13 protein-coding genes are annotated in these 14112 nt (G+C 73.9%); 8 read left to right on the top strand and 5 right to left on the bottom strand.

Features of this window, described 5'->3' with window-relative positions; translation table 11 throughout:
- Positions 1-214 precede the first annotated feature (214 nt).
- Together ACIRST_RS00430 and ACIRST_RS00425 are read left to right on the top strand one after the other, a co-directional pair.
- Positions 215-1081 (top strand): GNAT family N-acetyltransferase, encoded by an 867-nt coding sequence (locus ACIRST_RS00430; RefSeq protein ID WP_402798714.1) that lies wholly within the window; start codon positions 215-217, stop codon positions 1079-1081.
- Positions 1078-1959: a lysophospholipid acyltransferase family protein gene (locus ACIRST_RS00425; RefSeq protein WP_402798713.1), complete on the top strand. Its 882-nt coding sequence runs from the start codon at positions 1078-1080 to the stop codon at positions 1957-1959. Before ACIRST_RS00430 ends, ACIRST_RS00425 begins: the two co-directional genes overlap by 4 nt.
- Before the next feature lie 23 nt (positions 1960-1982).
- Here the strand turns inward: ACIRST_RS00425 and ACIRST_RS00420 are convergent, their stop codons facing one another.
- Entirely contained in the window at positions 1983-3632 is a 1650-nt protein-coding gene (locus ACIRST_RS00420) for an MFS transporter (protein WP_402798711.1), read from the bottom strand.
- A 125-nt stretch (positions 3633-3757) separates the two neighbouring features.
- Between ACIRST_RS00420 and ACIRST_RS00415 the strand changes: the two genes are divergently transcribed.
- The 3 genes from ACIRST_RS00415 to ACIRST_RS00405 all read left to right on the top strand — a co-directional run bounded on the left by ACIRST_RS00415 (position 3758) and on the right by ACIRST_RS00405 (position 6758).
- Positions 3758-4540, top strand: coding sequence for a TetR/AcrR family transcriptional regulator (locus ACIRST_RS00415; protein WP_402798710.1), 783 nt, complete (start codon positions 3758-3760; stop codon positions 4538-4540).
- A gap of 147 nt (positions 4541-4687) precedes the next feature.
- Entirely contained in the window at positions 4688-5641 is a 954-nt protein-coding gene (gene pip, locus ACIRST_RS00410) for a prolyl aminopeptidase (RefSeq protein ID WP_402798709.1), read from the top strand.
- Positions 5642-5759: 118 nt separating this feature from the next.
- A complete protein-coding gene (locus ACIRST_RS00405) occupies positions 5760-6758 on the top strand; it encodes a YdcF family protein (protein WP_350520294.1) in 999 nt (332 codons plus the stop codon).
- A 175-nt stretch (positions 6759-6933) separates the two neighbouring features.
- On the opposite strand, the gene ACIRST_RS00400 is transcribed toward ACIRST_RS00405, so the two are convergent.
- Entirely contained in the window at positions 6934-7482 is a 549-nt protein-coding gene (locus tag ACIRST_RS00400; RefSeq protein WP_402798707.1) for a PaaI family thioesterase, read from the bottom strand.
- Between the two features lie 218 nt (positions 7483-7700).
- Here ACIRST_RS00400 and ACIRST_RS00395 point away from each other — a divergent pair, with 218 nt between their 5' ends.
- On the top strand, positions 7701-9191 hold the full coding sequence (locus ACIRST_RS00395; protein WP_402798704.1) for a PHB depolymerase family esterase: 1491 nt from the start codon (positions 7701-7703) through the stop codon (positions 9189-9191).
- A gap of 74 nt (positions 9192-9265) precedes the next feature.
- On the opposite strand, the gene mca is transcribed toward ACIRST_RS00395, so the two are convergent.
- Positions 9266-10198, bottom strand: coding sequence for a mycothiol conjugate amidase Mca (mca, locus tag ACIRST_RS00390; protein WP_402798702.1), 933 nt, complete (start codon positions 10196-10198; stop codon positions 9266-9268).
- 107 nt (positions 10199-10305) lie between these two features.
- Positions 10306-11754 carry an MDR family MFS transporter gene (locus ACIRST_RS00385; RefSeq protein WP_402798700.1) on the bottom strand — a complete coding sequence of 483 codons (1449 nt, stop codon included), beginning with the start codon at positions 11752-11754 and terminating at the stop codon, positions 10306-10308.
- A 178-nt stretch (positions 11755-11932) separates the two neighbouring features.
- Here ACIRST_RS00385 and ACIRST_RS00380 point away from each other — a divergent pair, with 178 nt between their 5' ends.
- Both ACIRST_RS00380 and ACIRST_RS00375 read left to right on the top strand, forming a co-directional pair.
- Positions 11933-12607, top strand: a complete 675-nt coding sequence (locus tag ACIRST_RS00380; protein WP_402798697.1) for a TetR/AcrR family transcriptional regulator — start codon at positions 11933-11935, stop codon at positions 12605-12607.
- Positions 12608-12665: 58 nt separating this feature from the next.
- Positions 12666-13346 (top strand): DUF6445 family protein, encoded by a 681-nt coding sequence (locus tag ACIRST_RS00375; protein WP_350520300.1) that lies wholly within the window; start codon positions 12666-12668, stop codon positions 13344-13346.
- Positions 13347-13430: 84 nt separating this feature from the next.
- Here the strand turns inward: ACIRST_RS00375 and ACIRST_RS00370 are convergent, their stop codons facing one another.
- A complete protein-coding gene (locus ACIRST_RS00370; RefSeq protein ID WP_402798695.1) occupies positions 13431-14054 on the bottom strand; it encodes an endonuclease in 624 nt (207 codons plus the stop codon).
- Between the last annotated feature and the right edge of the window lie 58 nt (positions 14055-14112).

The following is a 14112-nucleotide window of genomic DNA, read 5'->3' as shown; positions in this document are numbered from 1 at the left end:
GCGAGCGCCCGGTGCCGAGCAGGTGACCGGCGGGCCACGGGTGGTCCCATTCAACAGGTGCACATCTGCGCTCCGCCGGGCCGCAACGTGAATGCCAACCGACTCGGAAAAACATACCGAGACCGGTTCGCGTCCATGCCCAACCACCTGCGGACCGGGACGGTGCCCTGGTGATCCTCGGCACCGCCGATCGTGCTGCCCTGGAGGGTCCGCCATGACCACCGTCCCCACGTACGCTCCGTCCGCAGTAGCCCCCACCCACGACGCCCCGACGGTCCCGGCCCCCCGCCGCCGGCCCGCCCTGGCCGTGGCCCCCGCCACCGCCACCGCCACCGCCGCTCCCGCCTACACGGTTTCCCTCGCCCGCGACGAGGACGACGTGCGCGCCGCCCAGCGGCTGCGCCACCAGGTGTTCGGCGCCGAGCTGGGCGCCGTCCTGCACAGCCCGGTCGCGGGCCTGGACGTCGACCCGTTCGACGAGTACTGCGACCACCTCCTGGTCCGCGAGGGCGAGCAGGGCACCGTCGTCGGCACCTACCGGCTGCTGCGCCCCGAGGCGGCCCGGCGGGCCGGCGGGCTGTACTCCGAGGGCGAGTTCGACCTGTCCGCCCTGGCGCCGGTCCGCCCCGGCCTGGTCGAGCTCGGGCGCTCCTGCATCCACCCGGACCACCGGGGCAACGGCGCCGTCATCAACCTGATGTGGGGCGGCATCGCCCGCTACCTCGCCGACACCGGCAACACCTGGGTCGGCGGCTGCTGCTCGATCGGCCTCGACGACGGCGGCGCCACCGCGGCCCGGGTCTGGGACACCGTCAGCGCCAAGCACCTGGCCCCCGCCGAGTACCGGGTCGCCCCGCACCGCCGCTGGGACTCCACCGGTGTGCCGCGCGCCGAGCGGGGAGCCCTGCCGGCCCTGCTCCGCGGCTACCTGCGGCTCGGCGCCTGGGTCTGCGGGGAGCCCGCGTACGACCCGGACTTCGACTGCGCCGACCTGTACGTGCTGCTCTCGCTGGAGCGCACCGACCCGCGCTACCTGCGGCACTTCCTCGCCGGAATGCCCGGCACGGGCACCGCGTCATGAGCGTCTGGCTTCCCACGGCGACCTGCCGGCCGGAGACCTGCCTGGCCGACCCCTCGCCGGAGGTCTCCCACGCCCGGCGGGTGCTGCGACTGACGGCCTGTCTGGCGGTGGTCGTGGCGGGGGTGGCGCTCAGCCTGCCGGTCCGCCTCATCCCCCACGGCGGGCGGGAGCGGCTGATCCGGCTCTGGGCCCGCGTCGTGCTGCGCACGCTCGGGGTGACCGTCCACCTCGCCGGGCCCGGCACCGGGTCCGCTTCCGGGTCCGGGTGGTCCGGGAGCGCCGCGCCCGGTGGCGGGGGCGGGAGCGCCGCGCCCGGTGGCGGGGGCGGGGTGCTCGTGGTGGCCAACCACGTGTCCTGGCTGGACATCCCGCTGCTGGCCGCCGGACGGCCCGGCCGGTCGCTGGCCAAGACCGAGGTCCGGCGGTGGCCGGTGCTCGGCCCGCTGGTCGCCTGGGGCGGCACGGTGTTCCTGGACCGCGACCGGCTGCGGACGCTGCCGCAGACCGTCACCGCGGTGGCCGAGGTGCTGCGCGCCGGCCACCCGGTGATCGTCTTCCCGGAGGGCTCGACCTGGTGCGGGCGGGAGAGCGGTCGCTTTCGGCCTGCGCTGTTCCAGGCCGCGGTGGAGGCCGGCGCCTGCGTCCAGCCGGTGACCATCCGCTACCGGCTGGCGGACGGACGGCCCACCAGCATCCCCGCCTTCATCGGGGACGACGGGCTGCTCACCTCGCTCTCGCGGGTGGTCGCGGCGCGCGGGCTGGTCGCCGACGTGACCTTCCTGCCGCCGATCCCGCCGCCCGCCCCGCGGCCCACCCGCGCGGGCGCCCGCCGCGACCTGGCCCGCGCGGCACAGGCGGCGGTCGAGGGGATCCACTGACCGGCCGCCACGACGGCGGCCGGTCAGGCCCGGTGGGCCTCGGCCCTGTGGGCCCCGGCCGAACCCGCCGAGGCCGGCGACTCCGCCGGGTCCGCCTGCTCTGCCGGGTCCGCCGGCTGCGGGCGCCGGGCGGCGACGGCACCGCCAGGGACGACCGGTCGGGCCCGGCCGAGCAGTACGGCGACCAGGACGGCGGTGACGGCGAGCGCTGCCGCGCCGCAGAGCACGGCGAGGTGAATGCCGTCGATGAACGCACCGTCCACCGCGTCCCGGACCGGGCCGGGAAGGGGAGCCGACGGCGCCGCCGCCCCGGGGCCGCCGGCGCCGTGCAGCGCGCCGGCGGGCGCGTCCGCGATCGGGCCGACCGCCTCCGGCGGGACGCCGAGCCGGTGCAGGGCGGCCGTCAGGGAGTCCGTCAGCCGGTTGGTCAGCACGGCGCCCAGCACGGCGATCCCGAGGACACCGCCGAGCTCCCGCAGCGTGTTGACGGTCGCCGAGGCCATCCCCGCCTGCGCCGGGGAGACCCGCATCATCACCGCGATCGACACCGGGGTGAAGGTCAGCCCCATTCCGAGGCCCATCGCGAACAGCGTCCACAGGTACTGCGGGTAGCGGGCGTGGTCGCCGTACAGCGCCAGGCCGCCGAGGCCGGCCGCGCACAGGGCGAGGCCGAGCACCAGCGGCGGCCTGGGGCCGTACCGCGCGGTCAGCCGGCCGGACAGTGGCGCGGCGACCACCAGCATCGCGGTCATCGGCAGCCCGGCGTAGCCGGCCGCGGCCGGGGACCACCCGAGGGTGCCCTGCATCATCAGCGGCAGGAAGAACAGCGCGCCGAACATCCCGAAACTGACCGTGAATCCGCTGAGCAGCGCGCCGCCCAGTGCCCCGTCACGGAACAGCCGAAGCTCCAGCATCGGCTCGGCGAGGCGCAGTTCGAGCACCAGGAAGGCGCTCAGCAGGACGACGGACACGGCGCCGCAGCCGAGCACCCGGTCATCGGTCCAGCCCCGGGACGGCCCTTCGACCAGCGCGTAGACCAGCAGTGCCAGGCCGGTGGCGGACAGCGCGAGGCCGCCGAGGTCGATCCGGCGCGGTCGCGGCGGGATGTCCGGCAGGACGCGCACCGCGAGCAGCAGCCCGGCCGCACCGATCGGCACGTTGATCCAGAACACGCTGGCCCAGCCGAGGTGCTCGACCATCGGGCCGCCGACCACCGGGCCGACCGAGAGGCCGAGCGCGGAGACCCCGGACCAGGTGGCGATGGCCCCGGCCCGCTCGCGCTCGTCGGTGAAGACGTGCCGCAGCAGGGCGAGGCTGCCGGGGGTGAGCAGCGCCGCCCCGACGCCCTGGAGCATCCGGGCGCCGACCAGCACGCCGATCGTCCCGGCGAGGGCGGCGAGGGCCGAGCCCGCCGTGAACAGGGCGAGGCCGAGGCGGAACACCCGGGTGCGGCCGTACCGGTCGCCGAGCGCGCCACCGGTCAGCACGAGGGCCGCGTAGACCAGGCTGTAGCCCTCGGCGATCCACTGCAGGCCGCTGATCCCGGTGTCCAGGTCCTGCCCGATGCGGGGCAGGGCGTTGTTGACGATGACGTTGTCCAGCATTGACATGAACATGGTGACGCAGAGCGTGAGCAGCGCGAGCCGCCTCTGGCGGGCGCTCGACCCGTCCATGGATTCCCTCCCGAGCAAGAGCCCCTAACACCGTTAGGGGCTGATTCGACAGCCACAGAGTGCCCCTAACGGTGTTAGATTGCAAGTGGGACATCCACGACGGCACGGGAGGCGTCCGCACGGCCATGGCGGAGAACGACACGACCACGCACGGGAACAACGCGACCGCACGAGGGAGCGGCGCGACCACGCAAGGAAGCGGCGCGACCGAACCGGCGAACGACGCCGCCGCCCCGGAGAAGAGCCCCGGGACGCCCGCCCTGACCCGGGAGGTCCTCGCCCAGGCGGCCCTGCGCGTCCTGGAACGGGACGGTCTCGCCGGGCTCTCGATGCGCAAGGTCGCCGCCGAGGTCGGCGTCAAGGCGGCCTCGCTGTACTGGCACGTGCGCAACAAGGAAGAGCTGCTCGACCTGCTCAACGACGCGATCATGGCCTCGGCCGAGCCCCCGCCGCGCGAGGGCGACTGGCGCGTGCAACTCCGCGGCTACTGCTGGCGTCACCGACAGCTCCTGCACGACAACCGGGACGCCGCGAAGGTCGTCGCCGGCCGCCTCGCCCCCGGCCCCCACCTGTTCGGGCTGCTGGAGGACCAGCTGGACCGGCTGCGGGAGGCCGGGTTCTCCGATGCGCACGCCGCCCTGACGACCTACCTGCTGAGCTCGTTCGTCCAGGGCTTCGTCCTGCAGGAGCAGTCGCCGATCTCGGCCGCCGAGGCCGGCGGCGCCAGCCGGCTCGACGCCGTCACCGCCGTTCGCGACCGCTTCCGCGCCCTGCCCGTGGAGGTCTTCCCCAACCTGGTCGAGCTGGCCGGGGACCTCACCGAGCCCGACCTCGACGTCCGGTTCGAGTTCTGCGTGGAGCGCATCCTCGACGGCCTCGCGACGCTGCTGCCGCCGGAACGGCGCTGATCGGACGGGCCGGCTGGCCGGGGCGGGCCGCATCAGGCCGGGCCGGGTGCACGGGCCCGGCCCGATGCTTCCGACCGCCCCACCCGTACCGGGCCTGCGGGGTAGGCTCGCCGGGCGCCCGCCCGTACGACCACGGAGGAGTCACCGATGCCCGGCCCGTACCCGCTCTACGAACCGTACGCCCAGGGCCTGTTGGACGTCGGCGACGGGCAGCGGATGCACTGGAACGCCTCCGGCGACCCGACCGGGACCCCGGCCGTCGTGGTGCACGGCGGGCCCGGATCCGGCCACAACCCGGGCTCCCGGCGGTACTTCGACCCGGAGCGCTACCACGTCGTCCAGTTCGACCAGCGCGGCTGCGGGCAGAGCCTGCCGCACGCCGCCGATCCGTCGACCGGGATGGAGCACAACACCACCGGTCACCTGATCGCCGACATGGAGCGGCTGCGGGAGCACCTCGGCATCGACAAGTGGCTGCTGTACGGCGGCTCCTGGGGCTCCACGCTGATCCTCGCCTACGCCCAGGCCCACCCGGAGCGGGTCTCCGGGATCGTGATCTGCGGGGTCACCACGACCGACGCCGACGAACTCGGCTGGCTCTACCGGGGCGTCAGCCGGCTGATCCCCGGCCCCTGGGAGGAGTTCCGGGACTTCCTGCCCGCCGCCGACCGGGACGGCGACCTCCTCGCCGCCTACAGCCGACTGCTCGACAGCCCCGACGAGACTGTCCGACGGGCCGCCGCCAACGCCTGGGCCGCCTGGGAGGACGCCGTCATCTCGCACGAGGCGCTGGGCAAGCCGAACGCGTACTCCGACCGCCCCTCCGACGCCCTGATGGCCTTCACCCGGATCACCGCGCACTACTTCGCGCGCGGGGCCTTCCTGGAGGACGGCCAACTGCTGCGCGACGCCGGGCGGCTGGCCGGGATCCCGGCCGAGCTGATCCACGGCCGGCTGGACCTCGGCGCACCGCTCGGCATCGCCTGGAAGCTCGCCAAGGCCTGGCCGGACGCCCGCCTGACCGTCGTCGACGAGTCCGGGCACACCGGGAGCCCGCGGATGACGGAAGCGGTCCTGGCCGCGATCGAGCGCTTCGCCTGAGCCCCCGGGGCCCGGCCGGCGGGCCGCGATCCGCGATCCGCGATCCGCGATCCGCGAGGGCGCGTCCGACCCGTTCGCCCCAAGTGGCCCATACCAATGACCCCCTACGATACGACGCATGATCGCCTACGCCCCGGCCGCCCTGTTCTTCCTGTTGTTCGGAGTCGGGGTGCTGCGCGACCGCCGCCGGTTCAGCAACGCCGTCCTCCTCGGCATCGCCGTCTCGCTCCTCTCGCTCGCCCTGCTCACCGAACTCCGCAGAGCACCCAGCCTGGTGGTGGAGGGCGTGGCGGCCGCGATCATCCTGCTGCCGGCCTTCGGCACCGTGGCCCTGGTCTGGTTCCTGATCGCCAACGGGATGACCATGATCCGCAAGGAGGGCCGGCGGCCCGCCAACCTGCTGTCCCTGCTCGCCGGGCTGGGCATCATCGCCGTCACCCTGCTGCTGCTCGCCGCTCTCGCCACCGGCTCCCGGCGGCTCGCCGTCCTGGCGGGCACCGCCGTCCTGGTGGTGCTCTACGTCTCGTTCCTGTTCGTCTGCTTCGTCGGCTACGCCTTCCTCTACAGCCGTCACCGACCGCGCCGGAACGTCGACTTCGTGGTCGTCCTCGGCTCCGGGCTGATCGACGGCGAGCGCGTCCCCCCGCTGCTGGCCAGCCGGCTGAACCGGGGCCGCGAGGCGTACGAGAAGCAGGCCGCGCGGGGCAACCCTCCGGTGCTGATCACCTCGGGCGGCCAGGGACCGGACGAGAAGCTGCCGGAGGCCCACGCGATGGCCGACTACCTGACCGAACGCGGCTTCCCGGCCGAGCACATCGAACGGGAGGACCGCTCGCGCACCACCGAGGAGAACCTGCTCCTCAGCAAGGCCGTCATGGAACGGGCCAAGCCCGACTACCGGTGCGTCGTGGTCACCAACAACTTCCACGCCTTCCGGGCGGCGCTGCTCGCCCGCAAGACCGGTGTCAACGGGCACGTCCTCGGTTCGCCCACCGCCCGGTACTACTGGCCGACCGCGACCATCCGCGAGTTCGCGGCGGTGTTCCTCGCGCACAAGCTCGTCAACTTCGGGATCTGCGGCCTCCTCGCGCTCTGCGGGGTGCTCGCGGCGCTCTGAGCCGGCCCTGGTTCCGGGTTCCGGGTTCCGCCGGGGTGCGTAGGGTCCGCCGGGGTCGCGTAGGGCTTCGTCGGGGTTCACAGGGCTCCGTGTGGCTGCGCCGGCTCGTGCCCCGGCTGCTTCTGCGGCCGGGGCACGGTCGTCCCATCGGATGCTCGCCCGCTCCTCGGACCCGTCAGACCGCCGGACGGGGGGCCAGGACGGCGCACGTGGTGGTGGCGTGCGCGTAGAGCTTGCCGTTCTCCGTGCCGATCACCCGGGCCTCGGCGGTCGCCATCGTCCGGCCCAGGTGCAGCACCTCGGCCTCGCAGCGCACCGGCGCCGAGTCCGCGAACAGGGGCCGCAGCATGTGCACGTTCAGCTGGGTGGTCGTGTAACCCAGCCCGGCGGGCAGCTTGCTCAGCACGGCGCAGCCGAGTGCCGAGTCGAGCAGGGTGGCCAGGTAGCCGCCGTGCACGGTGTTCATCGGGTTGTGCAGGTGGTCGCCGAAGTGGCCCTCGAACACGGCCGTTCCCGGCTTCACCTCGGTGAGGTGGAAGCCCATGGTGCTGCAGATCGAGGGCTCCGGGATCCGCCCGGCGATCCACTCCAGCAGGATCTCCTCTCCGGTCAGGTGGGAGTACTCGGCGATCGGCGGGCCGGCCGTCCAGGTGTGGGTCCGGGTGCGCAGCTCCTGGCCGTCCGAGCGCTGCTGCTCGTCGGAGTCGATCTCGGAAGTCGTCATGTGATCAACCTGCCCGGTTCGGTGATCCGTCTCAAGTGCCTTCCGGTGTACGGCGGGTCAACCTCCGTTCGACCCGCGCCCGGCGCGATGGTCGAGCCATGGCGGATCGCGCCATGTGCGGGCGGCGGACCTCGGGTGACCACCACATGGCTCCGGGGTGCGCGGCGCGCCACGCTGCACGGGATCCGCCCCCGCTCCTCCCCCACCCAGGAGTCCCGATGCCCCTGCGCCCCTTCGCCGCAGCGCTGTTGGCCGTTGCCGCCCTCGCGGTCCCCGCCGCCGCGCCCGCCGGCGCCTCCACCGCCGCGACCGTCCCCGCCGCGACCACGACCGCCTCCTCCGCCGCGGCCGCCGCCGTGAGCGGGACGTTCCAGCAGGTCACCGGGTTCGGTCCGAACCCGGGCAACCTGGCGATGTACACCTACACCCCCGCCGCGCTGCCCGCCGGCGCGCCCCTGGTGGTCGCCCTGCACGGCTGTGTGCAGAGCGCCACCGACTACTACCGCGACTCCGGCTGGACCACGTTCGCCGACCGGTACGGCTTCGCCGTGGTGTTTCCGCAGACGAGCAGCGCCAACAACAGCCTGTCCTGCTTCAGCTGGTTCGACGCGGGCAAGGACGCCCGGGGCGTCGGCGAGGCCGAGTCGGTGGTCGAGATGGTCACCAAGGCCGAGGCCCTGTACGGCTCGGACGCCCGGCGGGTGTTCGTGACCGGGCTCTCCGCGGGCGGCGGGATGACCGCCGACCTGCTGGCCGACTACCCCGACGTGTTCGCCGGCGGGGCGGTCGACTCCGGTCTGCCCGCCCACTGCGCCACCACCCAGGGCGCCGCCTCGGGCTGCCAGAACAGCGACCAGGGGCTCACGCCGACGCAGTGGGGTGACAAGGTCCGGGCCGCGTACCCGGGTTACACCGGACCGTGGCCCCGGGTGGCGATCTGGCAGGGCAGCGCCGACACCGTCGTCCGGCCGGTGAACGCGACCGAGCTGCGGGACCAGTGGACCGACGTCCAGGGCGTCGACCCCCGGCCCACCGGCACCCGGAGCCTCCCGGGCGGCACCAGCCAGGAGCTCTACGCCGACGCGGCCGGACGCCCCGTCGTGGCACTGTTCACCGTCAGCGGGATGGGCCACGGACTGGCCGTCCACCCGGGCTCCGGCGACGACCGGTGCGGGGCGACCGGCGCCTACTTCCTCGACACCATCTGCTCCAGCTACTACACCGCCCAGTTCTGGGGCCTGGACGGCGGCACCGGACCGACCTCCCCCGGCCTGCCCGCCCCGATCGGGCTGACCGCGAGCCCGGCCGGGGCGAACTCCATCACCCTCGGCTGGCAGGCCGTCAGTGGTGCGGCCTCGTACCGGGTCTACCGCGACGGCAGCCAGGTCGCCGGCACCGACGGACCGTCGTTCACCGACACCGGTCTCGCCGCCGGCACGACCTACGGCTACGCCGTGGCGGCGGTCGACGCGACCGGCACGGTGGGCGCCCGATCGACGGCGGTCACCGCGACCACCTCCGGGAACGCTCCCCGGTGTTTCACCGCGAGCAACTACGACCAGGTGCTGGCCGGCCGCGCCACCCAGAGCAGCGGCCTGACCTACGCGCTCGGCTCGGGCCAGAGCATGGGCCTCTGGAACACCTTCGTCACCCACACCCTCAAGCAGACCGGCCCGAGCTACTACGTCCTCGCCGACGGCCAGTGCTGAGCTGCCGGCCAGTCCTGAGCTGACGGCAAGCGACGCGGCACCCACGAACGCCGCGGCGCTCTCCGGCTCCGGGCTCATCCCACTCCCTCTCCCGTCCGCAGCCCGGCGAACAGGTCGCTCTCGACCCCGCCCGCCCCGAGGGCCCCGCCTGCCTCGTACGCTCCGTCCGCCTCGTCGGCTGCGGGCACCAGGCTGCGGGCCAGGTGGTAGTCCTCGGTCGGCCAGACCTCGCGCTCGATGTCCCGGGGGTGGGCCATGAACGCGACTCCCGGGGCGACCTGGGTGGCGTGCGCCAGCAGCGCCGCGTCCCGTACGGCGAACTGCTCGGCGCACGCGATCCGGGTGGTGGTCGCCAGGGCGGGCGGGGTGTCGGGCCACTCGGCGAGCAACTCGCCCATCGCCGACGGGACGCCGCGCTGCGTCATGCCGTCGTGCAGCGCCTGGAACCAGGCCCGGGACAGCGCCAGGTGGTAGTAGAGCTTGGAGGCCCGCCAGGGCTCGCCCGCCCCGGGGTAGCGCGCGGGATCGGCGGCGGCCTCGAACGCCGCCACGGTGACCCGGTGGGTCATCACGTGGTCCGGGTGCGGGTACCCGCCGGTCTCGTCGTAGGTGATCACCACGTGCGGACGGAACTCGCGGATCAGCGCGACCAGCGGCGCGGCGGCGACGTCGAGCGGTTGGGCGGCGAAGCAGCCCTCCGGCAGCGGCTCGTCCGGCCCCGGCATCCCGGAGTCGACGAAACCGAGGAACTGCTGGCGCACCCCGAGGATCTCCCGGGCGGCCGCCATCTCCTCACGCCGGATCCGGGCGAGGTCGGCCCGGACCTCGGGGCGGTCCATCGCCGGGTTGAGCACCGAGCCGCGCTCACCGCCGGTGCAGGTGGCGACCAGGACCTCCACCCCCTCGGCGGCGTAACGAGCGAGGGTGGCCGCGCCCTTGCTCGACTCGTCGTCGGGGTGCGCGTGCACGGTGAGCAGGCGCAGATCGCCGGGGTGCTTGGTGAACACGGGGACCTCCATGGGATCGAGGGGTCGATCAGTCGACCGAAGGACTGTCGGTCCAGGGCGGCGGCCACTCAAGGGCCGCGGACTGGGACAGAGTCACTGACGACTGGTCAGGCATCGCTGTTCTTACGGGTGTTCGGGTAGAGCCAGGCCGGTGCGATCGCCAGCGCGGACAGGGCCAGCACCCACCAGAAGGTCTCCCCGAAGGCCGCGCCCGGCCGCTCCGGATGACCGTGCTGCGCCTGCTGGAGGACCAGCGTCAGTACGGCCGTGCCGAGCGCCCCGCCGACCCGGTTCAGCACGTTGACCGCGCCGGCCGCCGCCGGGACCTGGGCCTTCTCGACGCTCCCGTACACCGCCGCCAGGCCGGGGATCGCAATGATCCCCATGCCCGCGCCGCGCAGCGCCAACGAGCCGGCGATCAGCCAGTGGGCCGGATCGGAGCCACTTCCCAGCCGGGTGAAGGCGAGCGTGCCGACCAGCGAGCAGGCGATACCGATCATGATCAGCGGACGGGGCGCGAAGCGGTCGGTTATTCGGGCGGCCAGCATCGCGGTGACCGCCGTGCCGAGGGCCTGCGGTGCGAGCAGCAGCCCGGCCTCCACCGCCCCGGCGTGCTGCACCTGCTGGTAGTAGAGCGGCACCAGGAACATCGAGCTGTAGAGCGCGGCGCCCTGCAGGAAGCTGTTCGCCGTGGCCACGGAGAAGCCGCGCCGGGCGAACAGCCGCAGGTCGATCAGCGGCGTCCGGACACCGCCACGCCCCAGCCGCAGCGCGTACCCGCCGTAGACCGCCACCAGCACGGCCCCCGTGGCGAGGACGGCCCAGCCGACCGACCCGCCGTCACCGATCGTCGAGAACCCGTAGAGCAGTCCGGTCAGGCCGGGCGAGAGCAGCAGCAGGCCGGTCACGTCCAGCCGGGGCTTCGGCGCCTCGGACGCCTCGTCGGCCGGCAGCCAGCGGGCGGCCAGCAGCAGCGTCAGCAAGCCGACCGGGATGTTCAGCAGGAACATCCACCGCCAGTCGAGGTGCTCCAGCACCAGCCCGCCGAGGATCGGCCCCAGGACGGGCGCCAGGCTGATCGGGAGCATCAGGGTGCCCATCACGCGCCCGACCCTGGACGGCCCGGCCGCCTGTACGATGATCGCCTGGCCGAGCGGTTGGATCATCCCGCCGCCGATCCCCTGCAGCACCCGGAAGGCGATCAGACTGCCCGTCGACCAGGCCAGGCCGCACAGCGCCGATCCGAGGACGAACAGGACGACCGAGGCCAGCCACGCCCGCCGGGCCCCGAACCGGCCGGCGGCCCAGCCCGAGAGCGGCATGGTCAACGAGATCGCCAGCAGGTACCCGGTGGCCACCCACTGCACCGCCGCGATCGAGCTGTGCAGATCGCGGCCGACGGAGTCGATGCCGACGTTCACGATCGTGGCGTCCAGCAGCGCCAGGATCGGGCCCAGCGCGAGTACCGAGGCCATCTTCCACAGGCCCGGCGGAATCGCCTCCGGCTCCGGTGCGCGGACTCCCCCGCGGCCCTTCGCAGTGACGGATGTGGTCATGCGCCCTCCCCTTGGCAGCCCTTGAGCGAACCGCCCTCCGACCCTCCGGATGTCACTCCGGCGGGCGGTCGCCCCGGCGGTCACCCCGACCGCCCGAGAAGAACTTAGGACGGACACAGTGATTGGGTCAAGCCTAATTCCTGTACCCGACCCAGCGACCTGCGCTAGGCTCCCCGCCATGACCGAGACCGGGACCACGCCGAACCTCCGCGAGCTCAACAAGCGCCGCACCCGCGAGGCGATCTCGCACGCCGCGACCAGGCTCTTCATCGAGCAGGGCTTCGACCGGACGACCATCGCCGAGGTCGCGGCCGCCGCGGGCGTCGCCAAGATGACCGTCACCAACCACTTCCCGCGCAAGGAGGACCTCTTCTTCGACCTGCACGAGGAGCTCGTCGGCCGGCTCGCCCGGGCCGTCGCCGAGCGCGCGCCCGGCGAGTCCGCGCTCGCCGCGCTGCGCCGCGACTGCCTGGCCGGGATCGACCGCCACGACGCCCGGCTCGGCTTCTCCGGCCCGGCGTTCGTCCGCACGGTCTTCGACAGCCCGGCCCTGGCCGCCCGGCTGCGCGAGGTGCACGAGCAGAGCGAGACGGCCCTCGCCGAGGCGCTCGCCGAGGCCGTGCACGAGAGACCCGTCGGCTTCGAGAGCCGGGTCGCCGCCGCGCTGCTCGCCGCCGTCGACCGGGCGGTGTTCACCGAGGTGCTCCGTCGTGTCCTGGCCGACGAGGCGCCCGCCGCGATCGCCGCCGCGGTGCGCCCCTCGGCCGTGCAGGCCTACGACCGCCTGGAGGGCGCGCTGGGCGGCTTCGCCGTACGGGAACCCGGTGGTCCGGCCGGAACGGAGAACCCTTGACGAAAGGTTGACCTGCTCACGGCAGAAGATTGACGATCACCGCCTCTATCGTCGGCCCATGCCCTCACAGCCCATCAGGCCCACCACGCTGCCGGTCCTGCCGTACCGCAAGCCCACCCGGGGCCGCGACTACTGGGTCCTGAACGACGTCCTGCCCGATCCGGACGCCGTCCGTGAGCGCTGCCTGGCCCGCGGCGAGTGGACCGAGGGATACCCGCACCGTCCCGAGACCTGGCCCGGCCTGCGCACCATGCCGGGCCTGGAGCCCGACGAACTGGCCCGGGTCGAGGCCCTGGTCCGCAAGGCCACCGGCGCCTCCCGGCTCTGGGTGCAGAGCACCCCGGGCGGCGGCACGCTCAACCACAACTGCGTCCAGGTGGTCGGCGCCGGGGAGTCGGAGTCCCGCCCGCACACCGACTCCCGTGCGCTCTGCCGCTACGCCGCCGTGCTCTACCTCAGCCCGGGCGCCCCCAAGGACGCCGGCACCAGCTTCTACCGCCAGCAGTTCCCCGGCGGCCGCCTCGGCGGCAACGTGGTCGACGCCCCGCACAACAACCTCGTCGAGGCGCTCGGCACCCGCCGCGTGCCCGCCGACCACTTCGTCGAGGACGTCCGCGTCCCCAACCGCTACAACCAACTGCTGCTCTACAACGCCAACCTGATCCACAGCGCCACCGGCTACTACGGCAACGAGCTGGCGGAGCGCCGGATGACGGCGGTGTTCTTCTGGATGGCCTGACGGTGTGACGGCCCGACGGCGCAACGGCCCTGCCGGGCTCGATGGCTCGCCGGCCCTACGCCGCGGCGCACGCCGCCGGGCGGCTCAGGAAGCCCCGACGTGCGCCAGGCTCGCCCGCGTCAGCGCCGCCGCCCACCGGGCCAGGTCCTTCGCCCCCACGAGCGCCGCCAACCCCGCGGGGCTCGTCGGCAGCCCCAGCGTCCGGGCCTCCGTCAGCACCCGCTCGTCGAAGTACGGCCGCAGTGACGGCCAGACCGCCTGCGCCTCGCGCCGGAAGATCCCGGCCCCGACCGGCCCGATGCGGGGAAACTCCTGCAGCAGCTCCCCGATCCGCCCCGACTCGCCGCCGGCCTCCTCCCGCAGCCGCCGCAGGTCACCGTGCCAGCGGTCGAGCAGCAGCTCGGCGCCCTCCCCGAGCGCGGTGGCGGTGCTCTCGTCGTACCGCACGTAGTGGGCCCGGCCGAGCGCGGCGATGAGCGTGCCGCGCCGGGCACCGACCATCGCGCGCGGCGTCCGCAGCCCGACGGCCGACAGCTCGCGCGCCGCCGCCGTCGCGGTGTCGGCGCTGATCCGCACGGAGCACAGCACGGTCAGGACGAGCAGCCGGTAGAGCGGCGATGGCTTGTCGCGCAGCGTGATCCCGGCCTCCTCCGCGTAGGTGCGGCCGAACCGGTCCAGCAGCTCGGAAACGGTCGTCTCCACGGCCATCACCTCCTCCCTCCCACGCTTGCCCGGATTCGGACCCTTCGCACCAGGGGACGCTCGC

Source organism: Kitasatospora sp. NPDC101447 (assembly GCF_044767225.1).
Classification (GTDB): Bacteria; Actinomycetota; Actinomycetes; order Streptomycetales; family Streptomycetaceae; genus Kitasatospora.
Note: the sequence above shows the minus strand (reverse complement) of the source record. Positions and strands in the feature narration are given on the sequence as shown.